Genomic DNA, 20,257 nt, shown 5'->3' on the forward strand with positions numbered 1-20,257 from the left:
AGGCGTCACTTCCAAAGCTGAGCGGCAAACACAATCAGAATGCCGAGGGGCGCCACATAGCGCATCAAGAAGAAGGTCAGAGCAAACAGCAGCGGGCTGCGCATGGCCAATTCCTCGCGCACCGCCTCACGCCCCATGATCCAACCCGCGAATATCACAAAGCACAAACCACCCAGCGGCAACATGATGCGCGAGGTAAAGAAGTCGATCACCCCGAAAAAGTCCAGGCCGGCCTTGGCGCCCCATTCATAGAGCCGAAAGCCACTTTCATCGCTCACAAAGAACTTTGCCTGCTGCCAGACGTTGAACGAGAACACCGTGCCCAGGCCCACCAACCAGCAACTGAATGCCAGCCACGTGGTGACCCAGCCACGCCGCACACCCGTACGTTCAACCAGGTAGGCAACCATTGGCTCAAGCAGTGAAATTGCCGAACTCCAGGCTGCCACTGCCACTAGAACAAAGAATACGACGCCCATCAACTGGCCGAAGGCCACATTGCCGAAGGCGAATGGCAATGCGACAAACATCAACCCTGGCCCTTCGCTGGGGTTCAAACCGGCCGCAAACACAATTGGAAACAACGCCAGGCCGGCAAGCAACGATACAAAGGTATCAAGCAGGGCCACCGAGACAATCGTACCGGCAATCGATGATTGCTTCGGCATGTATGCGCCATAAATCAGCAGAGAACCGACACCGACACTCAGCGAGAAGAACGCATGCCCCATGGCTGGAAGCAGGCCATCCATCAGGCGCGACGGATCGAAGTCGAACATGAAGTGCACGCCCTGCATGAAGTGCCCGGTGGTCAGGCTGTAGCCCAGCAGGATTACCAGCAGCAGAAACAGCAGCGGCATCATGATGCGCAGGCTGCGCTCCAGCCCGGCGACAACACCCCTGGCGATCACGACCGCAGACAGCGCCATGAACAGGCTGTGCCAGAGCACCAGGCGCCAAGGATCACTGATCACACCATTGAAGTAGGCGCCCACCTGGTCGGCCGTCACACCTTGAAAATCACCCCGCCCCATGTCGAGGATGTAGTCAAACGACCACCCGCCCACAACGCTGTAAAACGAGAGAATCAACAATGCGGTAAGCATGCCGGCGAAGGCCCACCAGGACCAGCGCGGCGAGTGACCGGTTTCAACTGCCAGATCACGCAAGGCATTGGCCGGGCTTTGCCGGGTACGCCGCCCGATCAAGGTTTCGGCCAGCATCACCGGAATACCGATCAAGGCGATGCAGGCAAGGAAAACCAGGACAAAGGCACCCCCACCGTAAACCCCGACCATGTAGGGGAATTTCCAGATGCTCCCCAGGCCTACCGCTGCGCCTGTCGCCGCCAGCACGAATACCCAGCGACTGGCCCAGCCACCATGGACAGAAACCTTGTCCGTCGACATCGACACACTCAACTCAGAAAAAAGAGCGCGCATTGTCCGGGATTCACTCCGGCGGCTCAAGCGCACCGCAACCCCGTAGCCGACAGCGCAGCGACTGCCTATAATGCCGCCCCTATGGCTAAAAAAACGAAACACCCAACAGGGACCATCGCGCAGAATAAAAAGGCGCGACACGATTACTTCATCGAGCACAAGTTCGAGGCCGGTCTGGTCCTGGCCGGTTGGGAAGTAAAGAGTCTGCGTGCCGGCAAGGCGCACCTGACGGACAGCTACGTGGTGCTCAAGGATGGCGAGGCATGGCTGATGGGTAGCCATATCACGCCACTGACCACGGCCAGCACCCACGTCATTGCCGACCCGACACGTACCCGCAAACTGCTGCTCAACCGCCGCGAGCTCGAGCGCCTGCATGCGGCTGTGCAGCAGAAGGGCTACACCTGCGTCGCCTTGTCGATCTACTGGAGCAAGCACTTGATCAAGTGCGAAATTGCGCTAGGTAAAGGCAAGAAGGAATACGACAAGCGCGATACCCAGCGCGAGCGTGATTCCGACCGCGAACTGCAGCGCGCAGTGCGCAGCAAGGGCCGGGAAGACTAACGCCCGCCACACCCTGGCACCGGCATGGCCGGCCCCTGAAAAGCGGCTGGCTAGCGGCCTTTGCGGCGCTCGGCCCGGGCAACCCGCTGCACTTCCTGACGCACCTCTTCGAGGACTTCCTGCACATACAGAATGTGCCGGCTAGACACCTCACGGGCATCTTGCGCACGCCCCTCGACAATCGCCAGATACAAATCACGGTGCTGAGCAATCAGCATGTCGCGTGTCTCGCTGCGCTGCTTGTACATACCGCCAATGTTGGTCACAACGTTGCGCTTGAGCAAGTCGAACAACCCACGAATGGTATGCAGCAGAACAGCATTGTGGCTGGCCTCGGCAATCGCCAGGTGAAAACTCGCATCGGCAGCCCCCTCCTCGGCCCGGCTGACTTCATCGGCACGGGCGTAGCAATCCTGAAGCGCATCGAAGGCGGCTTTCAGTCGCTCGCGATCAACCTCGGTTGCACGAATCGCCGCATAGTAGGCACACGAGGCCTCCAGGGTGTGCCGGAACTCAAGCAGATCACGCTGCGCTTCAGGATTATTCTCAAGCAGCAGTAACAATGGATCACTGAACGTCGAGCCCAGCGACTCAGCCACGTAGTTACCGCCACCCTGGCGACTCACCAGCATGCCTCGGGCCACCAGCTTCTGGATGGCTTCACGCAACGACGGCCGTGAAACACCAAACTGCTCAGCCAGCAACCGCTCGGCCGGCAATCGCTCGCCAGCAGTCAAAGTGCCTTCAAGAATCATCCCCTCAAGCCGTTCGACGATGTCATCGGACAAACGGCGCTGGCGGACCTGATCGAAAACCATCACGTACTCTCCACTATCCCGGGCACCTCCGGAGCCGCCTATTCTGGCGTATCCACACCCGATCGACACCCATCAGTTTGCATCTTTCCAGGCCACTCAGGCGTCTTTTCCTACGCCCTGATACGAAAGTTTCGCCGAGGCAAATTGACACACCCCCGGCACGGCTTTTAACCTAGCGCCACGACATTGTAAATTGGTATTACCAATTAACCAACTGTCAGCGCACGACCAACAACAATTAGGGGCCACCCCATATGCAAACCTGGCAACAGATCTACAGTCCGCTTGGCAGTCTTGGCTTGTCCGCTATGGCGGCAGTCATCCCCATCGTGTTCTTCTTCCTGGCTCTGGCCGTATTCCGCCTCAAAGGCCACATCGCTGGCAGCATTACCCTGGCGTTGTCGATCCTGGTGGCGATCTTTGCGTTCCAGATGCCTGCCGACATGGCGTTCGCCGCCGCCGGCTATGGCTTTGCCTATGGCCTGTGGCCCATCGCCTGGATCATCGTCGCCGCCGTCTTCCTGTACAAATTGACGGTCAAGAGCGGTCAGTTCGAAGTCATCCGCAGCTCGGTGTTGTCGATTACCGACGACCAACGCCTGCAGGTGCTGCTGATTGGCTTCTGCTTCGGTGCGTTCCTTGAGGGTGCGGCCGGCTTCGGTGCGCCTGTGGCCATCACCGCAGCGTTGCTGGTAGGCCTGGGCTTCAACCCGCTCTACGCTGCCGGCCTGTGCCTGATCGCCAACACCGCGCCAGTAGCATTCGGTGCCTTGGGCATCCCGATCATCGTGGCCGGACAAGTCACCGGCATCGACGCGTTCAAGATTGGCGCCATGACCGGTCGCCAACTGCCACTGCTGTCGATGTTCGTGCCGTTCTGGCTGGTGTTCATGATGGACGGCCTGCGCGGCGTCAAAGAGACCTGGCCAGCAGCGCTGGTCGCCGGCCTGAGCTTCGCCGTCACTCAGTACTTCACCTCCAACTTCATCGGCCCGGAACTGCCGGACATCACCTCGGCCTTGGCCAGCCTGATCTCCCTGACCCTGTTCCTGAAGGTCTGGCAGCCCAAGCGCTCGTTCGCAACCGCCAACGCCAGCGTGGGCGCGGCTGCCGTTCAGAGCGCTGGTGGCTTTGGTCAGCCACGCACGACCCAGCCGTCGCCTTACAGCCTGGGTGAAATTTTCAAAGCCTGGTCGCCGTTCCTGATCCTCACCGTGCTGGTCACCATCTGGACCCTGAAACCGTTCAAGGCGATGTTCGCCGCTGGCGGCTCGATGTACAGCTGGGTGTTCAACTTTGCCATCCCGCACCTGGATCAACTGGTCATCAAGAGCGCACCGATCGTTGCCAACCCAACGGCGATCCCGGCGGTGTTCAAACTTGACCCGATCTCGGCCACCGGTACGGCGATTTTCTTCTCTGCCCTGATCTCGATGCTGGTACTGAAGATCAACGTCAAAACTGGTCTGACCACTTTGAAAGAGACCTTCTACGAGCTGCGCTGGCCTATTCTTTCGATTGGCATGGTGCTGGCCTTTGCCTTCGTCACCAACTACTCGGGCATGTCCTCGACGATGGCTCTGGTGCTGGCCGGTACAGGCGCTGCGTTCCCGTTCTTCTCGCCGTTCCTGGGTTGGCTGGGCGTATTCCTGACCGGTTCGGACACCTCGTCCAACGCGCTGTTCAGCTCGCTGCAAGCCACCACCGCACACCAGATCGGGGTCAACGACACCCTGCTGGTTGCGGCCAACACCAGCGGCGGCGTTACCGGCAAGATGATTTCGCCACAGTCCATCGCTGTCGCCTGCGCCGCCACCGGCCTGGTCGGCAAAGAGTCGGATCTGTTCCGCTTCACGCTTAAGCACAGCCTGTTCTTTGCCACCATCGTCGGCCTGATCACCCTGATCCAGGCGTACTGGCTGACCGGCATGCTGGTGCACTGATTCACGTTACGCTTGATGCAATAAACCTGGCGCGGGCACGCTCGCGCCAGTTGTTCAACAACCCCGCCTGCAAGGTTGCCGAAAGCTTCGCTGGATAAAGTGCCGGCAGCACGCAGGATGGATAACCGGGCCCACCCGGAGACACGCCTGATGAGCGACCTGTTTTACAACGCCGTGCCTAACGCCACCCGCGTCGCACCGCCACTGCCCCAACCACGGGAATACCCACAACACAAACCCGCGAAGGTCTACCTGTTCGGTACCTGTGTGGTCGATCTGTTCTACCCGGAAGCGGGCATGGACGCGATCCGCCTGCTGGAGCGTGAGGGCATTCGTGTCGAGTACCCCCAAGGCCAGAGCTGCTGTGGTCAACCGGCTTACACCAGCGGTTACACCGAGCAGGCCCGGGAAGTGGCCAGGGCGCAACTGGCGCTGTTTGCCGGCGATTATCCGGTGGTCGTCCCGTCGGGCTCGTGTGCGGGCATGATTCGCGAACACTATGCGGACCTGTTCCACGACGAACCGGCCACGCTGCAACAGGTCAAGGCGCTTGCGGCCCGTACCTATGAGTTGGCCGAGTTCCTGCTGCATGTGTGCAAGGTACAACTGCAGGACAGCGGCAATCCGGTCAAAGTGGCGCTGCACACGTCATGCTCGGCACGCCGGGAAATGAACACCCACGTACACGGGCGTGCGCTGCTGGCACAACTGGGTAATGTGGAACGGGTCGAACACGACCATGAAAGCGAATGTTGTGGCTTTGGCGGCACCTTCAGCGTCCGTATGCCAGACATTAGCGGTGCAATGGTCACAGACAAGACCCGCGCCCTGAAAGACTCCGGTGCCCACCAGGTGGTGAGCGCCGACTGCGGTTGCCTGATGAACATCAACGGCGCCCTGGAAAAACAGCGTGAAGCGCTACGCGGTCAACACTTGGCCAGCTTCCTCTGGCAACGTACCGGGGGTGGTCAATGAGCACGCCATCGCTGATTCCGACCGTCGAGGTGCAGGACGATTTTCGCGATCGGGCTCACAAGGCCCTGGGCGATCAACAACTGCGGAACAACTTCCGCAGTGCCATGGACTCGCTGATGACCAAGCGCGCCGTGGCCTTCAGTGATGCTCATGAACGTGAGCATCTGCGCGCATTGGGTAACGCCATTCGCGCTCGTGCATTATCCAAGCTGCCCGACTTGCTCGAGCAGCTTGAACAGAACCTGACTCGCAACGGTGTGAAGGTACACTGGGCGGAAACGGTGGACGAAGCCAATGGCATCGTCCTCTCGATCATCCGGGCTCACGAGGCCCGGCAAGTGATCAAGGGCAAATCGATGGTCAGCGAAGAAATGGAGATGAACCATGTCCTCGCTGAACAGGGCATTGAATGCCTGGAATCGGACATGGGCGAGTTCATCGTCCAGCTCGACCACGAGAAGCCTTCTCATATAATTATGCCGGCAATCCATAAGAATGCCGGCCAGGTCGCGTCCTTGTTCCACGACAAACTTGGCGTGGAGTACACCAAGGACGTTGACCAACTTATTCAGATCGGCCGCCGGGTGCTGCGTGAAAAGTTCTTCGAGGCTGATGTAGGCGTCTCCGGGGTCAACTTCGCCGTTGCCGAAACCGGCACCTTGCTGCTGGTAGAAAACGAAGGCAACGGGCGCATGTCCACCACCGTGCCGCCGGTGCATATTGCCGTGACCGGCATCGAGAAAGTGGTCGAGAACCTGCGCGATGTGGTGCCGCTGCTGTCGTTGCTGACCCGCTCCGCGCTTGGCCAGCCGATCACCACCTACGTCAACATGATCTCCGGCCCACGCAAGGCAGAAGAGCTCGACGGCCCACAGGAAGTCCACCTGGTGCTGCTCGACAACGGCCGCAGCCAGGCCTTCGCCGACAGCGAACTGCGCCAGACCCTGAACTGCATCCGCTGTGGCGCCTGCATGAACCATTGCCCGGTCTACACCCGCATTGGCGGCCACACCTACGGTGAGGTCTACCCCGGCCCTATCGGCAAGATCATCACCCCCCACATGGTCGGCCTGGCCAAGGTTCCAGACCACCCGAGCGCGTCATCGCTGTGCGGTGCCTGTGGTGAAGTCTGCCCGGTGAAGATCCCGATTCCGGCCCTGTTGCGCCGCTTGCGCGAAGAAAACGTGAAAGCGCCGGACAGCCCGCATCAAGTCATGCGTGGCCAAGGCAGCAAGTATTCACGCAAAGAACGGATGATCTGGAACTTCTGGGTTCGCCTGAATACATCGCCTGGGCTTTACCGCCTGTTCGGTTTCTTCGCCACCCGCTTGCGCCAGTGGGTGCCGAACAACGTCGGCCCCTGGACACAGAACCACAGCGCCCCGAAACCGGCTGCCCGCTCGCTGCATGAGCTGGCGCGTGAACACCTGGCCAAGCAGGACAAGCACTGATGAGCGCAAAACAGAACATCCTCGCCAAACTGCGCAAAAGCCTCAGCGGCACCACACCGCTGGCCGACAATTTCGATGAAGCGCTGGTCACCGAACCTTGGCGCTATGCTCCCGAGCAACGGATTGCCCAACTGCGCAAGTTGATGGAAGCGGTGCATACCGAAATCCACCTGACGACCGCTGCCGATTGGCCGCAGCGTGTGGCGCAACTGATGCGCGAGCGCCAGTTGCCAAGCCTGCTGATCGCCCCGGCCACGGCTCACGGCCAGCAGCTGTCGGCCTACTGGCAGCAATGCAGCGACCTGCCGCCACTCAAGGCCTACGACCGGCCCGTGGAAGAGTGGAAGGCCGAGCTGTTCAATGACACCCCGGCCAGCCTCACCGGTACCTTGGGCGCAATCGCCGCGACTGGCAGCCTGATCGTCTGGCCAACCCCGCAGGAACCACGCTTGATGAGCCTGGTGCCACCGGTGCATTTCGCCCTGCTCAAGGCCAGCGAAATCCATGACAACTTCTACGAGGTCCAACAGAAGTTTTCCTGGGCCGCCGGCATGCCGACCAACGCCCTGCTGATCTCCGGCCCCTCGAAAACAGCCGACATCGAGCAGGTACTGGCCTACGGCGCCCACGGCCCGAAAGACTTGGTGGTGTTGATCCTGGAGGACCAATGAGCCTGCCTGCCACGTTTCTGCACGACGTTCAGCGGCTGATCCCCAAGGACCGCCGCTTCGATGATCCAACCTCAACGTTAGCCTTCGGTACCGACGCCAGTTTCTATCGACTGATCCCCAAGCTGGTGATTCGTGTCGAGTCAGAAGATGAGGTGGTCGCCCTGCTCAAACTGGCTCAACGTGACCACGTGCCGGTGACCTTCCGAGCGGCGGGCACCAGCCTGTCCGGGCAAGCCATCAGCGACTCGGTGCTGATCGTCCTGGGCGACAACTGGAACGGGCGCGAAATCCGCACCCAGGGCCAGCAGATCCGTCTGCAACCTGGGGTGATTGGCGCGCAGGCAAACGCCTGGCTGGCCCCCTTCGGGCGCAAGATCGGCCCTGACCCGGCCTCGATCAACGCCTGCAAGATAGGCGGCATCGTCGCCAACAACGCCAGCGGCATGTGCTGTGGCACCGCCCAGAACACCTACCACACGCTGGCCGGCATGCGCCTGGTGTTGGCCGATGGCACGCGCCTGGACAGTGAAGACCCAGCCAGCGTCCGCGCCTTCGAGCAGAGCCACGCCGCACTGCTGGACGAACTCGCCCGGCTTGGCCGCGAGACACGCGCCAACACCGAACTGGCTGCGAAAATCCGCCACAAATACCGCCTGAAGAACACTACTGGTCTCTCGCTCAATGCCCTGATCGACTACGACCAGCCGCTGGATATCCTCTCCCACCTGATGGTCGGCTCCGAGGGTACCTTGGGCTTCATCAGTGCGGTCACCTACGACACCGTCATCGACCACCCGCACAAGGCTTCGGCTCTGATCGTCTTCCCGGATGTGGAGACCTGCTGCACCGCCGTCAGCGTCCTGAAGAGCCAGCCCGTCTCAGCCGTCGAGCTGCTTGACCGTCGCAGCCTGCGTTCAGTGCAAGACAAACCGGGAATGCCGGCCTTCGTCCAGCAACTGTCGGAAAGCGCCTGCGCGCTGCTGATCGAGTCGCGCGCTGCCAGCCAGGCACTGCTGCATGAGCAACTGGCACAGATCATGGCCTCGCTGACACCGTTTCCAGTGGAAAAGCAGGTTGACTTCACCGAAGACGCCAAGGAAAACGCCAAACTCTGGGCTATTCGTAAAGACACCTTCCCGGCCGTCGGCGCCGTGCGCAAAACCGGCACGACGGTAATCATCGAAGACGTGACCTTCCCGGTGGAACAACTGGCCATCGGCGTGAACCGCCTGATCGCCCTGTTCGACAAACACCACTACGACGAAGCGATCCTGTTTGGCCATGCACTGGAAGGCAACCTGCACTTCGTCTTCACCCAAGGCTTCAACAGCGCCGAGGAAGTCGCACGCTATCAGGCGTTCATGGACGACGTGGCGCACCTGGTGGCCGTCGAGTTCGGCGGCTCGCTGAAGGCCGAGCACGGCACCGGGCGCAACATGGCACCGTTCGTCGAACTGGAATGGGGCGAGGACGCCTACCAACTGATGTGGTCGCTCAAGCGCCTGCTTGACCCCAACGGCATCCTCAACCCGGATGTGGTGCTCAGCCAAGACCCACAGATCCACCTGAAGAACCTCAAGCCGTTGCCGGCGGCCGACGAAATCGTCGACAAGTGTATCGAGTGCGGGTTCTGCGAGCCGGTCTGCCCGTCCAAGGGGCTGACCCTCAGCCCACGGCAACGCATCGTCATGTGGCGTGACATCCAGGCCAAGAAGCGCGCCGGCATTGATACCCGAGAACTGGAGCGCGACTACCAGTACCAAGGCATCGATACCTGTGCCGCTACCGGCCTGTGCGCACAGCGTTGCCCGGTAGGCATCAACACGGGCGAACTGGTGAAGAAACTTCGCGGCCAGGCGGCACAGCATGTAAAAACCGCGGACTGGCTGGCCGAGCACTTCCACTCGGCGCTCAGTGGTGCCCGCCTGACCCTGATGGCCGCCGATACAGCACGCAAGCTGCTCGGCGCACCGCGCCTGGCCCGTATCAGCACCACACTGAGCGAGCTCAGCAAGGGCCGTATACCGCAGTGGACGGCAGCCATGCCGCAGCCGCTCAAAGCCATGCGCTTCAGCCCGAGCAGCCACGATACCCGCCCCCGCGTGGTGTACCTGGCCGCCTGCGTTTCGCGGGTCATGGGCCCAGCCGCGGGCGACCTTGAACAGACCTCTCTGCTGGACAAAACCCGCGCGCTGCTGGAAAAGGCCGGTTACCAGGTGGTCTTCCCCGAGAATCAGGACGGCCTCTGCTGCGGCCAGCCCTTTGCCTCCAAGGGCTACGCCGAGCAGGCCGAGCACAAACGCCAGGAACTCATCAGCGCGCTGCTGCATGCAAGCCGCGGCGGGCTCGACCCCATCTACTGCGACACCAGCCCCTGCACCCTGCGCCTGGTTCAGGACTTGGCCGACACACGGCTGGACCTGTACGACCCTGTGCGCTTCATACGCACCCACCTGGTCGACAAACTGGAGTTCACGCCGCAGGACGAACCGATTGCCGTCCACGTGACCTGCAGCACCCAGCACCTGGGCGAAAGCCAGGCACTGATCGACCTGGCGCGGCGCTGCAGTAAGCAGGTGGTGATTCCGGAAGGCATTCACTGCTGTGGTTTCGCTGGCGACAAAGGCTTTACCACACCGGAGCTCAATGCCCACTCACTGCGCAGCCTTAAGGATGCCGTGCAGCATTGCAGCGAAGGGATCTCCACCAGCCGCACCTGTGAAATCGGGCTGTCCAACCATGGCGGCATCGACTACCACGGCCTGGTCTACCTGGTGGACCGGGTGACACGGGCCCGGGCTATCTGAGTGCAACCCTGGATCGCCAGCCTGGCCGGCGATCCAGGGTTCCAGCAGACAGTCGACGTTACCCCAGCGAAAGCGTATACTCCCCTGTGAACGCCTAGAAAGCGTTCCAGCTAGAGCAGCAAATGGGGCCGATTAGGATTCGACGCCGGTAGCGAAACTCTAGGTGCATGCCGAGTTGGTAACAGAACTCGTAAATCCACTGTTGCAACTTTCTATAGTTGCCAATGACGAAACCTACGAGGGCTACGCTCTCGCTGCGTAAGCAGCTGAGCCCGCTCTTCTGGTAGCTTCGGCTCCAGCAATCACCAGGGGATGCCTGTAAACCCGAAGTGATTGTCATACAGAACAGGATCGCCGCGTAGTACGTTGTGGACGAAGTGGCTAAAACTTACACAACTCGCCCAATGCACCCTGCCCGTCGGGCCGCTGAGGGTTAACTTAATAGACACGGCTAAGCATGTAGTACCGACAGCGGAGTACTGGCGGACGGGGGTTCAAATCCCCCCGGCTCCACCAATTTGTCTTCCCAGGAAGACCCAAAAAAGCCGTAAAGCCTAGAGAAATCGAAGCGTTACGGCTTTTTTATTGCGAACATGGATGGGCCCCGGAGGTGATCGAAGTCGCCCTCGCCCACGTCGATAAAGTCGAAGTCCGAAGCGCATACATCCGAGCGGACTACATCGAGCGTCGGCGCCCGATGATGGTTTGGTGGAGCGAGTACATCCAAAAAGCGGCGAAAGGGAATCTATCGGTTACGGCTATCCACGGCGGCCGAAGCGGTAACGTCGTACCGATTCGTTGATCGGACAACCGTCGCTGGCGGTGATGGAACGGGCTGTCAGATGGCCTGGAGGTCTCGCAACGCTTCCGGGTGCTGGCTGGCAACCCGCAACAGGGTCTGTGCCGCACCGGCAGGTCGCCGACGACCTTGCTCCCAATCCTGCAGCGTGCGCAGGCTGACGCCCAGTAGCTCCGCGAATGCACTTTGAGACACGCCGACTTTGGCACGGGCCTCAGCCGCAGCCGAAAGCTTCACCTCGGTTGTGCGTGCGGCCTTGCCAGCCTTCATTTGACGTACCGAAGCCAGCAAGTCCTTCTGAAAGCTTTCCATTTCATGGTCCATTACTGATTTCCTCTTTCAATTGATTCAGGAAGGCTGTCGGCAAGTTGTCGAACTTCGCCTTGGTGTAAGCGATCAGCAGCCAGCGGGTTTGCCGCCAACCAAGTGATGAATTCCTAGCGCTCGTCATCACGCCAGATTGATTCGGCGTAACGCTTGAATATCTCGGTTTCGATGATCGTGTACATGGCAAAAACGTACGGCAAGGCCGTATAGCGGTGCACGGTTCGCTGGTCGGATGCTTGCAATGCCGAGCACCAGCGCCTCCAGGACCTTGCTCTTGCAGGCATCAAGCAGTAAGGTCTATGCATCGCTACCCATTAGCGATACAGGATTGGCGTCCTGTCTGGTTCGGAAGACACAAAAGCCGCTGTCGCGGCTTTTTCGTGTCCTGCATGTGGCTGCCTGTTATGGGCGGGCCGTATGTGGGCATCTTCGGATGCGCCGGGGTCCGACTAGCCGGTACGCCAACCCATACGGTTCCGCCCACCCTGATTGGCGTCAGGAGGCGGTGTTATCACCTCTAGTGGAAAATTCAAAATGAACGAGCATTTCGAACCCACGCGGTTCACGCGCAACAATCGTTTCATCCATGCATTGATACTCGATGCTCAAGCCTGGTTTAGCGTTGTCGATCTCGGCAGGCTTATGGGCTACTCCCTGAACGAGCGCCTCATTCGCAAACTCGACACCGACCAGTATCGTGTTCTCTCGCTGAACTACCACGGGGAAATTCAGGATACGTTGATGGTGAGCGAGTCCGGCATGTATGCACTCATGATCTACCACCAGATCCCTGAAAATCGAAACCTTCGACAGTGGTTGACGCATGACGTCATCCCCGCACTACGAAGAACCACAGCCTCCACAGCAGAGAATGGGCCAACGCTCACCACGCTGCATTGGGCGGGTCGTTCCGTGAGTCTTTTGCATTGGCAAAACACCGCCTGGATTCAATGGCGGGATATGCCAATGCTGATGCCATCAGTCGAGCATGCCAACGGACTCAGTCGGTAAATTGACTTCTCACGGTCCATCTAGCAACGCTGTGCAACTTTCATAGGCCGCAGTGGCGCGACAGTCGCCACTATTTTTCTGCTGTCGCTGGGCTTTTAAAGCCAAGCCCCAGAGGACAGGAAGGCTTTGCCTTCGCGCCCTCAGGGGCTCACAAAAAAATACGACAAGCGATCATCAGGCCAGGTAGCTAGGACCTTCAAGGCTACGCCATACCCTGGTGCTCCCTGCCCATGCGCGCTCGCTTCCAATTAGGCGCGCAGTCACGCCCAACGTGATCGCAGCCAAGTTATCCACCGTACGGCTACGGCAGATCACGCCCGTGTCACCCGCAGCAGCGATGCGGATGATGGTGCCGCAGCCCACGGAATGGACTGCACTTGACTCACAACCTCAAGGGTTTTCATGAGCTAAGGGCGGCGTTCGCGTATGAACGCTATGAGCTAATCACAAAGCACCGCGCGCCCATCAACGGCGGTCACTGCTGCCAAGTAGATCGGAACCTTGATCGTGCGGCGCGAAGGTAAATTAGCTATGAGCTGGGGCAAGGTCGGATCGGCGTGGTCGCTGCCTACATTGGAGGACAGACATGAGCAAGCCATTCGACATGGAGCTTTTCCTCGCCGGTGTGTTGACCGGATCACATGCGATGCGGCAACGTCATCTACGACAGGCAAAGCATATCCAAGCAGAGATAGCAGAGCGCTGGCAGCGTGAGACACCTTGGACTTGGCAGAGAAAGCATGTGGTTTGGCTTCTCGAGCATCACCTAGGCTCATGCGGTGATTCGACGCGCTACTACTACTTGCTAACAGTACGCCTCCTCGCTCGCCGACTAGAAAAACCATGGGTATTCACATACTATGGGCGGTGCTTTGGAATATCGTAAGTGCTCCACAAACCCCACATTCAAAGCGAAAAGCTGATGCCTGATGCTGTGCTCCCGATCTCTTTCTGGAGCCAGCCTCGCCATGATGCGACCCGACGCCAAAGTCGAAAAAGTCTATCTCTATCCCAAACCTGTCGATTTCCGAAAATCCATCGACGGCCTCGCCGCGCTGGTCGAGCTGGATATCAAGGTGGCGGTGTCCGACCCCGTGCTCTTCGTATTTCTCAACAAATCCCGCAACCGTGTGAAGATCTTGTACTGGGAGCGCAACGGCTTCTGTCTTTGGCTCAAACGCCTGGAGTCGGAGCGTTTCAAAACATCGCCCGATGCCATGGACAAGGCGATTGTCCTCAGCGTTCAGGAACTGAACTGGTTGCTCGACGGTTTTGATCTCTGGCGCAACCGCCCTCATCAAGTTTTGACCCCGCGCTACGTGGCATGACCCGGTATAATCCGGGCCATGATTTCTCTGCCTGATGACCTTCCTGATGATCCTGTCTTGCTCAAGCAACTGCTGCTTGAGGCGCTCACTCGCCAGGAGGAATCCGCCCAGGCTTACCAGACCCACATTGTCGACCTGAAAGAACAGATCAAGTTGTTGCGCGACCGTCTGTTTGGGCGCAAGTCCGAGCAAACCGTGGAACCCAATACGCCGCAACTGGCCTTGTTCAATGAGCCCGAAAGCGAGCCAATGCCTTCAGTCGGTGACCCCGATGAAGAAGTCGTTGCACCGACACCTCGCCGTGGCAAACGCAAGCCGTTGTCGGCTGATTTGCCGCGTATCGAAGTCATCCACGAACTGCCCGAACACGAACTGACCTGTGCCTGCGGTTGCCGCAAACACGCCATCGGCGAAGAGACCAGCGAGCAACTGGACATCGTGCCGATGCAGATCCGCGTCATCAAACATATCCGCAAGGTCTATGGTTGCCGGGGCTGCGAAGCAGCCCCGGTGACAGCTGACAAACCTGCGCAAGTGATCGAAAAGAGCATGGCCAGCCCGAGCGTATTGGCCATGCTGCTGACCACCAAGTATGTCGACGGTTTACCGTTGCACCGGTTTGAAAGTGTGCTGAGCCGCCACGGTATCGAGATCCCTCGGCAAACGCTGGCTCGCTGGATTATCCAGTGCAGCGAATACTTCCAGCCGCTGATCAACTTGATGCGTGATCGACTGCTGGAAAGCCCGGTCATCCACTGCGATGAAACGCGCGTGCAGGTGCTGAAAGAACCGGATCGAGACCCGACCAGTCAATCCTGGATGTGGGTACAAGCCAGTGGCCCGCCGGATCGCAAAGTCGTGTTGTTTGACTACACGTCCAGTCGTGCGCAGGAGGTGCCGCTGCGCTTGCTGGACAGCGGTTATGTCATGACCGACGATTACGCCGGTTATAACGCCTTGGCGTTGCAGCCGGGCGTGGAGCGTCTGGCGTGCATGGCCCATGCACGACGCAAGTTCGTGGACGCGCAAAAAGTGCAGCCCAAGGGGAAGACGGGAAGGGCCGATATCGCGCTGACGATGATCAACAAGCTGTACGGCATCGAGCGGGAGCTCAAGGACGTCAGCGATGAACAGCGATTTATCGGTCGTCAGGAAAAGAGCCTGCCGATCCTGGCGCAACTGAAAAGTTGGCTGGATAAAACCCAGTCGCAGGTGACAGCCCAAAGTGCGTTGGGAAAGGCCGTGCATTATCTGGCGAATAACTGGAGCCGGCTGGAACGCTATGTCGAAGCGGGTTACTTGCCCATCGACAACAATGCCGCCGAAAGAGCGATCAAGCCGTTTGTCATCGGGCGCAAGGCCTGGCTGCTCAGCGATACCGTCAACGGTGCCAGTGCCAGCGCGAAGATCTACAGTTTGGTCGAGACCGCCAAGGTCAACGGCCAGGAGCCTTATACGTGGCTGCGCCACGTACTGGAGCGACTGCCGCACGCTTCCTCAGTAGCAGACTACGAAGCCCTGCTGCCGTGGAACTGCTCGCCAGAGATGCCACAGTAAACCGCTAACCCGCTGATGGGCAGGTGGGGTTTATGGATCGCATACGATAACAATGCTGCCGAACGCGCCATCCGCCCGTTTGTGATCGGCAGGAAAAACTGGTTGTTCAGCGACACGCCGAAAGGCGCGGTAGCCAGCGCACAACTGTACAGCCTGGTTGAAACCGCCAAAGCCAACGGCCAAGAGCCCTATGCGTGGCTGCGCCACGCACTGGAACAGTTGCCGCATGCGTCGACAGTTGGTGACTACGAAGCGTTGTTGCCGTGGAACTGTAAGCCAGTAATGCCACGGTAAGCTGAAACCTCACCTTGCGGTAGGTGAGGTTTATGGATCGCTTACTGTGTTTCTCTGCGATAAGGGCGATTTACAGGTTCATGTCACTAATCACAGTGATAGCATCGTATACAAGTAAGCGCTTCATGAACGAAATTTCAATAAAAATTGCGCTCTTAACGCATAGCTAACCGGAGCACTTTCGCGCGTCCGACTAGGTATATTGCTATGTAAATTTGATAAGGCCTGTGGTCGGAGCGCACTCGCTTAAGTGCGACTAATAATTTTAATTTCCTCTTCGGTCAGGCCGTACAGCTTATAAATAAGCTGGTCTATTTTGGCTTCTAAGTCTGATGTGTTTGCAGAACTATCAGCTTCTTTGAGATCTAATATATTCTTGACAGCTCTCTCCATTTCATCGAAAGCTAAAGAATTATAATTTGGGATGGGTAGTACGCCCAAATGCCCCTTTTTCACCTGGGCCAGTGCTTCACCTACTTCGTTATTTACAATATTCTGGTAATACCAGCTCAATAGCTTTGAATTCAAGCAAGCCAAAATAATGTACTCTGAGTAATCAGGGCTTGTTGAAATTAATGTGTACAAGTTATCTCTTGCGATGAATTGGAATTTATCAATTGTTGCTATTAGTGAGCTACCTGTTTGGCGAATGACAATTTTGACATTTGCATCATAGTTAGCAGAATATCTTGGTTCCGCTAGCCAGTCCCCAAAGCTGATATAGTAATCATTATCCCAAGTTGTTACGTACTTGTTTATCAAGCTGCCACGTAGCAGCGGCCTAAATGTTTCATCCTTTTTGAAGGTCTGGACAAAAGGTTTTTCCTGCAGTGTTTTCTCGTCTTGCTTCGGCTTGCCCTTACCTTTTTGAAAGGGTTTTGTTCCTTGAGTGATTGTTGAAATATTATCAAGCTTGAGTAACTTGGAGAGCTTGAAATCAATTTTTGATGCGAATTCAGAAAGGTAGATGTTTACGTAGTTTTGATAAGTTTCTGCAAGTACATTCTTGGGGAACTGATTTTCAATAGTGTCGCCGGATTTTTCAATGATTTGAGCCGACATGTAGCCAATTAAATCATTTTTCTTTTCTGCGCTGACTATTATCGTATCAACTACTGCCTCTTCAAATACCGGGAAATTATAGGCTCTTACATTATAGGTGTTAAAGTTAGTGAAAAGTAGCTTTCTGGCATTAGGTGTTTTGAGATTGAGCAGCCAGGTATTGGGGACGATGAAACACAATTGAGAAAACTCTTTGAGTAGCTTATAAGAGCGCTCAAAGAATGTCATGTAAATATCTAGCTGATAGTCGCAAAACTCATAGTTGCTCTTTATGAATAGCTTCTCAGTTTCGCTGAATAATGAGCCGTAGGGCGGATTTCCAATGAGCACATCAAAGCCGACAAAGTCTCCCGCATCATTTAGTACTTCAGGGAATTCAAAGCGCCATTCAAACGCGTTATCGAAAATTTTGTTGGCTTTAATTGTTTCTATTTCAGACTCTAATTTTTTTACTTCTTCGCTCAGTCGCAGATTTTTTTTGTTCCAATCAGCTTTTTCCTTTCTGCTCATTTCAAAGAGCTGATGCTGATTAATCGATTGAAAAAGCTCGTCTGTAATTCTTCGTAGCTTCTTCACCTTCGGGTCGTTTAATGAAATTTCACTTCTGAAATCCGATTTGATTTCGGCAATCAGTAGTTCCATTTCTCTTTTCTGTTCTTTGCTTTCAGCATTGCGATACGTGTCAACAGCTATGCGATAGCGGTCAATCGTCCACTTACTTTTCTTTAATGCCTGTTTCATGTCGGCATCAATGGCAAAACGGCTAACCAATGAGTTGCCACATTTTATGTTGATGTCGATATTTGGTAGTGTTTCAAGCTCAGTCGAATTTTTGTAATAAGCATTCTTTAACAATTCAATCCACAGGCGCAAGCGGCAAATTTTCACCGAGTTGGTATTGATGTCAACACCAAAAAGGCAGTTTTCAATGATTGTTTGTTTTTCGTGAAAAAGCGCTTCCTGTATGCGCTGGCTCTCTTTGTTGCTTGGGTTGTATTCAAATAGCCCGCCATCTTCATCGGTAACAATTAATTCATCATTGACTACTTCCACTTGGTATTCTTTTAGACGTTTTCCCTCACGATCCTGCAATACTTTCAAGTCATTTTTTACTGCAATTATTTCATTCAGCGCCGAAACTAAAAAGTGACCTGAGCCAACAGCAGGGTCACATATTTTAATGCTATTAATAATTTGATTGGCTTCATTTCGATCTTCAATTTTGTCGTAAAGCTCTTCAATGCTTGTGCAGTTGATTTTTTTTGCTTCATTAAATTTCTGCACAACGGCTCTACGAATGGTTTCGCGACACATATACATCGTAATGAAACCAGGAGTGAAAAATGAACCGTCTTTGTAACCGTTGATTTTCTCGAAAATTAATCCGAGCACCGAAGCATTTATCAGTGTTTTGTTATCTTCCTGAATTTCCTCTGAGCCTTCGCTGCTGAAATCGTACGCGTTTAAAAACTCAAATAGATATGCGAGCGTATTTAAATTCCCTGTTCGCCTTTTCCCATTTTGATCTTTTAGAACGGTGGAGGGGATTATAGGAATGGTTTTATGATCTTTCAGGTTGCTGATAAATAAAGTAACCTGCTCAATGTCTGTTGGTTCAAATAGAGAAGAGTTGAGATAAGGTACTTTTTCAAAAATCTCCTTTACATCTTCGTTTCGATTATTGTATTTGCGTGCTAATACCTGAAAAAATAAGCTGTTGAGATCGTCGTAGGTTTTGATTTTATCAAGATTGAGAAACGAATATGATTTATCACCTTTGTGATAAGCTATGAGTTGTGCTTCCAATAGTTTCAAAAATAAAATTCGGTTTATCCATATAATGGACAGCTCGAGGGCAACATTGAACAGTCTATCCTGTTGCGTGCTACCAAATTGGCTAGGACGCTCAAGTCTGTTGAGTTTGTCTAGACTGTCAATTTGAATGATGGCATCTTCAAGAATGCTTCCTGTGTTTCTTTCACCTTCCTTTTTGCGACCTATTATTTTTTTGCTGCCTTCCTTGGTTTCTGCTAAACCAATGATGTGCAGCAGTTCGCTGTAAAAGCGTTTGTCTAGGGTGTTGCTATCGTTGGCAAATGGGAGTTTCAAAAGATGCTCTGGTGATAGCAGTTTGAACAAAGCAATCAGCAAGTTATCATCTGCTTTGTTGTTGCTTAGAGGTCTTTTATAGTCCTGAATGTTAAAGTACGTGAATTCTATCTCTGCGGAAATGCTGTTAATAAAAGGCTCCGCAATCTGTTTGTAGAAAAAGTCAGTTTTAGTATCTGCTAATCGCCCTCCTTCAAAGTCACTGAATTGCTTTAAGAGGTTTTTGTCCTGGGCAAAAAGTCTGTCAAACAATACGGCGTCAAAAACGAACCATTCATTTATGTTTGTTACCACCAAATGCTTTACTGCAAGGTTGTTATGCGTGACTCTCTCTCGCAAGTAGTAAAGAACCAATTCCTGAAGCGCTTTAACGTTCAGTTTTTTAGTGGTCATCATTTCAGCTTTATTTGTCGGCTTCTTAGCTTCAATAATTACGCCGACCGAACTTTTGGCAGTGTTGCCGTTATGAATAACAAGATCGTTTCGCCCTTTCGTATTTATATAATACGCTGGATCGTAATAGGTCTTCTTTAGAAAGTCGCTGACGAGATTTTTATGGAATTCCTCGCTCTCTGTAGTATTTATTGCGCTGAGCAGTGCCAAAATGTTTGCTTTAAAGCTTTCAATTTCAATTCTGTTTGGCTTTGTTTTTAGAAAAGATTTGTTTAGTGCTTGTTTTGGTTTTAACTCATTTAAAATCATTTGCAGATCTCGGTTTTATTTTGTGCGTTGAATGCTAATGGTAAACGTATTGAGGGATTCAACGGTCATACACGGCGGTGGGTGGCGTGTTTTTGGTGACAAATAAATAGGTTGTTGAACTAGAAGGTTCTATGCTGCCGATTGGGAGCTTCAAAAAAGGAATGTAAATTATGGCCTGCATTTCGCGCTGCTCCTTTAGCACTAATTACACGATTTCTGCTTTTGCCGTCAACATTACTAGCGAAGACAGGCCACGACAATAGGTGGTCGAGAAAAATGAGTGTAACCCTTACTTAACGAGGCCGATTTTGGCCGATTGCTGCCGTCTGGGAGATACGGTTTGCGATGCTTAGATACCCTTCCCAGTTGGAGAGTAACGACCAGAAGCCGTCGCTGG

Annotated in this window: 14 protein-coding genes, 1 other RNA gene and 4 pseudogenes; 14 read left to right on the forward strand and 5 right to left on the reverse strand. The window is 55.3% G+C overall.

Annotated elements, in window-relative coordinates:
- Positions 1-5: 5 nt before the first annotated feature.
- Positions 6-1,409: a sodium-dependent transporter gene (locus CYD26_RS01595; protein WP_102051668.1), complete on the reverse strand. Its 1,404-nt coding sequence runs from the start codon at positions 1,407-1,409 to the stop codon at positions 6-8.
- Positions 1,410-1,523: 114 nt separating this feature from the next.
- On the opposite strand from CYD26_RS01595, the gene smpB reads away from it, so the two are divergent.
- Positions 1,524-2,006, forward strand: coding sequence for an SsrA-binding protein SmpB (gene smpB, locus CYD26_RS01600; RefSeq protein WP_065758244.1), 483 nt, complete (start codon positions 1,524-1,526; stop codon positions 2,004-2,006).
- A gap of 50 nt (positions 2,007-2,056) precedes the next feature.
- On the opposite strand, the gene CYD26_RS01605 is transcribed toward smpB, so the two are convergent.
- Positions 2,057-2,824 (reverse strand): GntR family transcriptional regulator, encoded by a 768-nt coding sequence (locus CYD26_RS01605; RefSeq protein ID WP_065758243.1) that lies wholly within the window; start codon positions 2,822-2,824, stop codon positions 2,057-2,059.
- A 254-nt stretch (positions 2,825-3,078) separates the two neighbouring features.
- Between CYD26_RS01605 and CYD26_RS01610 the strand changes: the two genes are divergently transcribed.
- From CYD26_RS01610 to CYD26_RS25370, 7 genes and pseudogenes are all read left to right on the forward strand, one after another.
- Positions 3,079-4,767, forward strand: coding sequence for a lactate permease LctP family transporter (locus tag CYD26_RS01610; RefSeq protein ID WP_065758242.1), 1,689 nt, complete (start codon positions 3,079-3,081; stop codon positions 4,765-4,767).
- 150 nt (positions 4,768-4,917) lie between these two features.
- A complete protein-coding gene (locus CYD26_RS01615; RefSeq protein WP_102051669.1) occupies positions 4,918-5,742 on the forward strand; it encodes a (Fe-S)-binding protein in 825 nt (274 codons plus the stop codon).
- Positions 5,739-7,193: a LutB/LldF family L-lactate oxidation iron-sulfur protein gene (locus tag CYD26_RS01620; RefSeq protein ID WP_102051670.1), complete on the forward strand. Its 1,455-nt coding sequence runs from the start codon at positions 5,739-5,741 to the stop codon at positions 7,191-7,193. Before CYD26_RS01615 ends, CYD26_RS01620 begins: the two co-directional genes overlap by 4 nt.
- Positions 7,193-7,864, forward strand: coding sequence for a lactate utilization protein C (locus tag CYD26_RS01625; protein ID WP_065758239.1), 672 nt, complete (start codon positions 7,193-7,195; stop codon positions 7,862-7,864). Before CYD26_RS01620 ends, CYD26_RS01625 begins: the two co-directional genes overlap by 1 nt.
- Complete coding sequence (locus tag CYD26_RS01630) at positions 7,861-10,671, forward strand: FAD-binding and (Fe-S)-binding domain-containing protein (protein ID WP_102051671.1); 2,811 nt, start codon at positions 7,861-7,863, stop codon at positions 10,669-10,671. Before CYD26_RS01625 ends, CYD26_RS01630 begins: the two co-directional genes overlap by 4 nt.
- Before the next feature lie 124 nt (positions 10,672-10,795).
- Positions 10,796-11,187: a transfer-messenger RNA gene (gene ssrA / locus CYD26_RS01635) on the forward strand.
- Positions 11,188-11,260: 73 nt separating this feature from the next.
- Positions 11,261-11,473: pseudogene (locus CYD26_RS25370) on the forward strand (integrase); the annotation flags it as partial.
- 36 nt (positions 11,474-11,509) lie between these two features.
- On the opposite strand, the gene CYD26_RS01645 reads toward CYD26_RS25370, so the two are convergent.
- Together CYD26_RS01645 and CYD26_RS01650 are read right to left on the reverse strand one after the other, a co-directional pair.
- Positions 11,510-11,794, reverse strand: a complete 285-nt coding sequence (locus CYD26_RS01645) for a DNA-binding transcriptional regulator (protein WP_177442425.1) — start codon at positions 11,792-11,794, stop codon at positions 11,510-11,512.
- Positions 11,784-11,979, reverse strand: a pseudogene (locus tag CYD26_RS01650) (hypothetical protein). Before CYD26_RS01650 ends, CYD26_RS01645 begins: the two are co-directional and overlap by 11 nt.
- Positions 11,980-12,331: 352 nt before the next feature.
- Between CYD26_RS01650 and CYD26_RS01655 the strand changes: the two are divergent.
- The 6 genes and pseudogenes from CYD26_RS01655 to CYD26_RS01680 all read left to right on the forward strand — a co-directional run.
- Complete coding sequence (locus CYD26_RS01655) at positions 12,332-12,808, forward strand: Bro-N domain-containing protein (protein WP_102051672.1); 477 nt, start codon at positions 12,332-12,334, stop codon at positions 12,806-12,808.
- 353 nt (positions 12,809-13,161) lie between these two features.
- Positions 13,162-13,398, forward strand: a pseudogene (locus CYD26_RS25375) (integrase); the annotation flags it as partial.
- The gene (locus CYD26_RS25380) at positions 13,395-13,694 is read left to right on the forward strand and encodes a hypothetical protein (RefSeq protein ID WP_102051673.1); all 300 of its coding nucleotides are present in this window, start codon (positions 13,395-13,397) and stop codon (positions 13,692-13,694) included. The pseudogene CYD26_RS25375 and the gene CYD26_RS25380, both read left to right, overlap by 4 nt.
- 82 nt (positions 13,695-13,776) lie before the next feature.
- Entirely contained in the window at positions 13,777-14,136 is a 360-nt protein-coding gene (gene tnpB / locus CYD26_RS01670) for an IS66 family insertion sequence element accessory protein TnpB (protein ID WP_256587929.1), read from the forward strand.
- A gap of 18 nt (positions 14,137-14,154) precedes the next feature.
- Complete coding sequence (locus tag CYD26_RS01675; RefSeq protein WP_102051674.1) at positions 14,155-15,693, forward strand: IS66 family transposase; 1,539 nt, start codon at positions 14,155-14,157, stop codon at positions 15,691-15,693.
- Positions 15,694-15,738: 45 nt separating this feature from the next.
- Positions 15,739-15,987, forward strand: a pseudogene (locus CYD26_RS01680) (transposase domain-containing protein); the annotation flags it as partial.
- 246 nt (positions 15,988-16,233) lie between these two features.
- Here the strand turns inward: CYD26_RS01680 and CYD26_RS01685 are convergent.
- The gene (locus tag CYD26_RS01685) at positions 16,234-19,860 is read right to left on the reverse strand and encodes an Eco57I restriction-modification methylase domain-containing protein (protein ID WP_178081682.1); all 3,627 of its coding nucleotides are present in this window, start codon (positions 19,858-19,860) and stop codon (positions 16,234-16,236) included.
- Between the last annotated feature and the right edge of the window lie 397 nt (positions 19,861-20,257).

The organism is Pseudomonas sp. FFUP_PS_473 (assembly GCF_002858665.1).
GTDB classification, from domain to species: Bacteria; Pseudomonadota; Gammaproteobacteria; order Pseudomonadales; family Pseudomonadaceae; genus Aquipseudomonas; species Aquipseudomonas defluvii.

Excerpts from the sequence above, each read along its gene's own strand:
- CYD26_RS01595 (WP_102051668.1), bottom strand. The coding sequence starts at position 1,409 with ATGTCGACGGACAAGGTTTCTGTCCATGGTGGCTGGGCCAGTCGCTGG.
- smpB (WP_065758244.1), top strand. The coding sequence starts at position 1,524 with ATGGCTAAAAAAACGAAACACCCAACAGGGACCATCGCGCAGAATAAA.
- CYD26_RS01605 (WP_065758243.1), bottom strand. The coding sequence starts at position 2,824 with ATGGTTTTCGATCAGGTCCGCCAGCGCCGTTTGTCCGATGACATCGTC.
- CYD26_RS01610 (WP_065758242.1), top strand. The coding sequence starts at position 3,079 with ATGCAAACCTGGCAACAGATCTACAGTCCGCTTGGCAGTCTTGGCTTG.
- CYD26_RS01615 (WP_102051669.1), top strand. The coding sequence starts at position 4,918 with ATGAGCGACCTGTTTTACAACGCCGTGCCTAACGCCACCCGCGTCGCA.
- CYD26_RS01620 (WP_102051670.1), top strand. The coding sequence starts at position 5,739 with ATGAGCACGCCATCGCTGATTCCGACCGTCGAGGTGCAGGACGATTTT.
- CYD26_RS01625 (WP_065758239.1), top strand. The coding sequence starts at position 7,193 with ATGAGCGCAAAACAGAACATCCTCGCCAAACTGCGCAAAAGCCTCAGC.
- CYD26_RS01630 (WP_102051671.1), top strand. The coding sequence starts at position 7,861 with ATGAGCCTGCCTGCCACGTTTCTGCACGACGTTCAGCGGCTGATCCCC.
- CYD26_RS01645 (WP_177442425.1), bottom strand. The coding sequence starts at position 11,794 with ATGGACCATGAAATGGAAAGCTTTCAGAAGGACTTGCTGGCTTCGGTA.
- CYD26_RS01655 (WP_102051672.1), top strand. The coding sequence starts at position 12,332 with ATGAACGAGCATTTCGAACCCACGCGGTTCACGCGCAACAATCGTTTC.
- CYD26_RS25380 (WP_102051673.1), top strand. The coding sequence starts at position 13,395 with ATGAGCAAGCCATTCGACATGGAGCTTTTCCTCGCCGGTGTGTTGACC.
- tnpB (WP_256587929.1), top strand. The coding sequence starts at position 13,777 with ATGATGCGACCCGACGCCAAAGTCGAAAAAGTCTATCTCTATCCCAAA.
- CYD26_RS01675 (WP_102051674.1), top strand. The coding sequence starts at position 14,155 with ATGATTTCTCTGCCTGATGACCTTCCTGATGATCCTGTCTTGCTCAAG.
- CYD26_RS01685 (WP_178081682.1), bottom strand. The coding sequence starts at position 19,860 with ATGATTTTAAATGAGTTAAAACCAAAACAAGCACTAAACAAATCTTTT.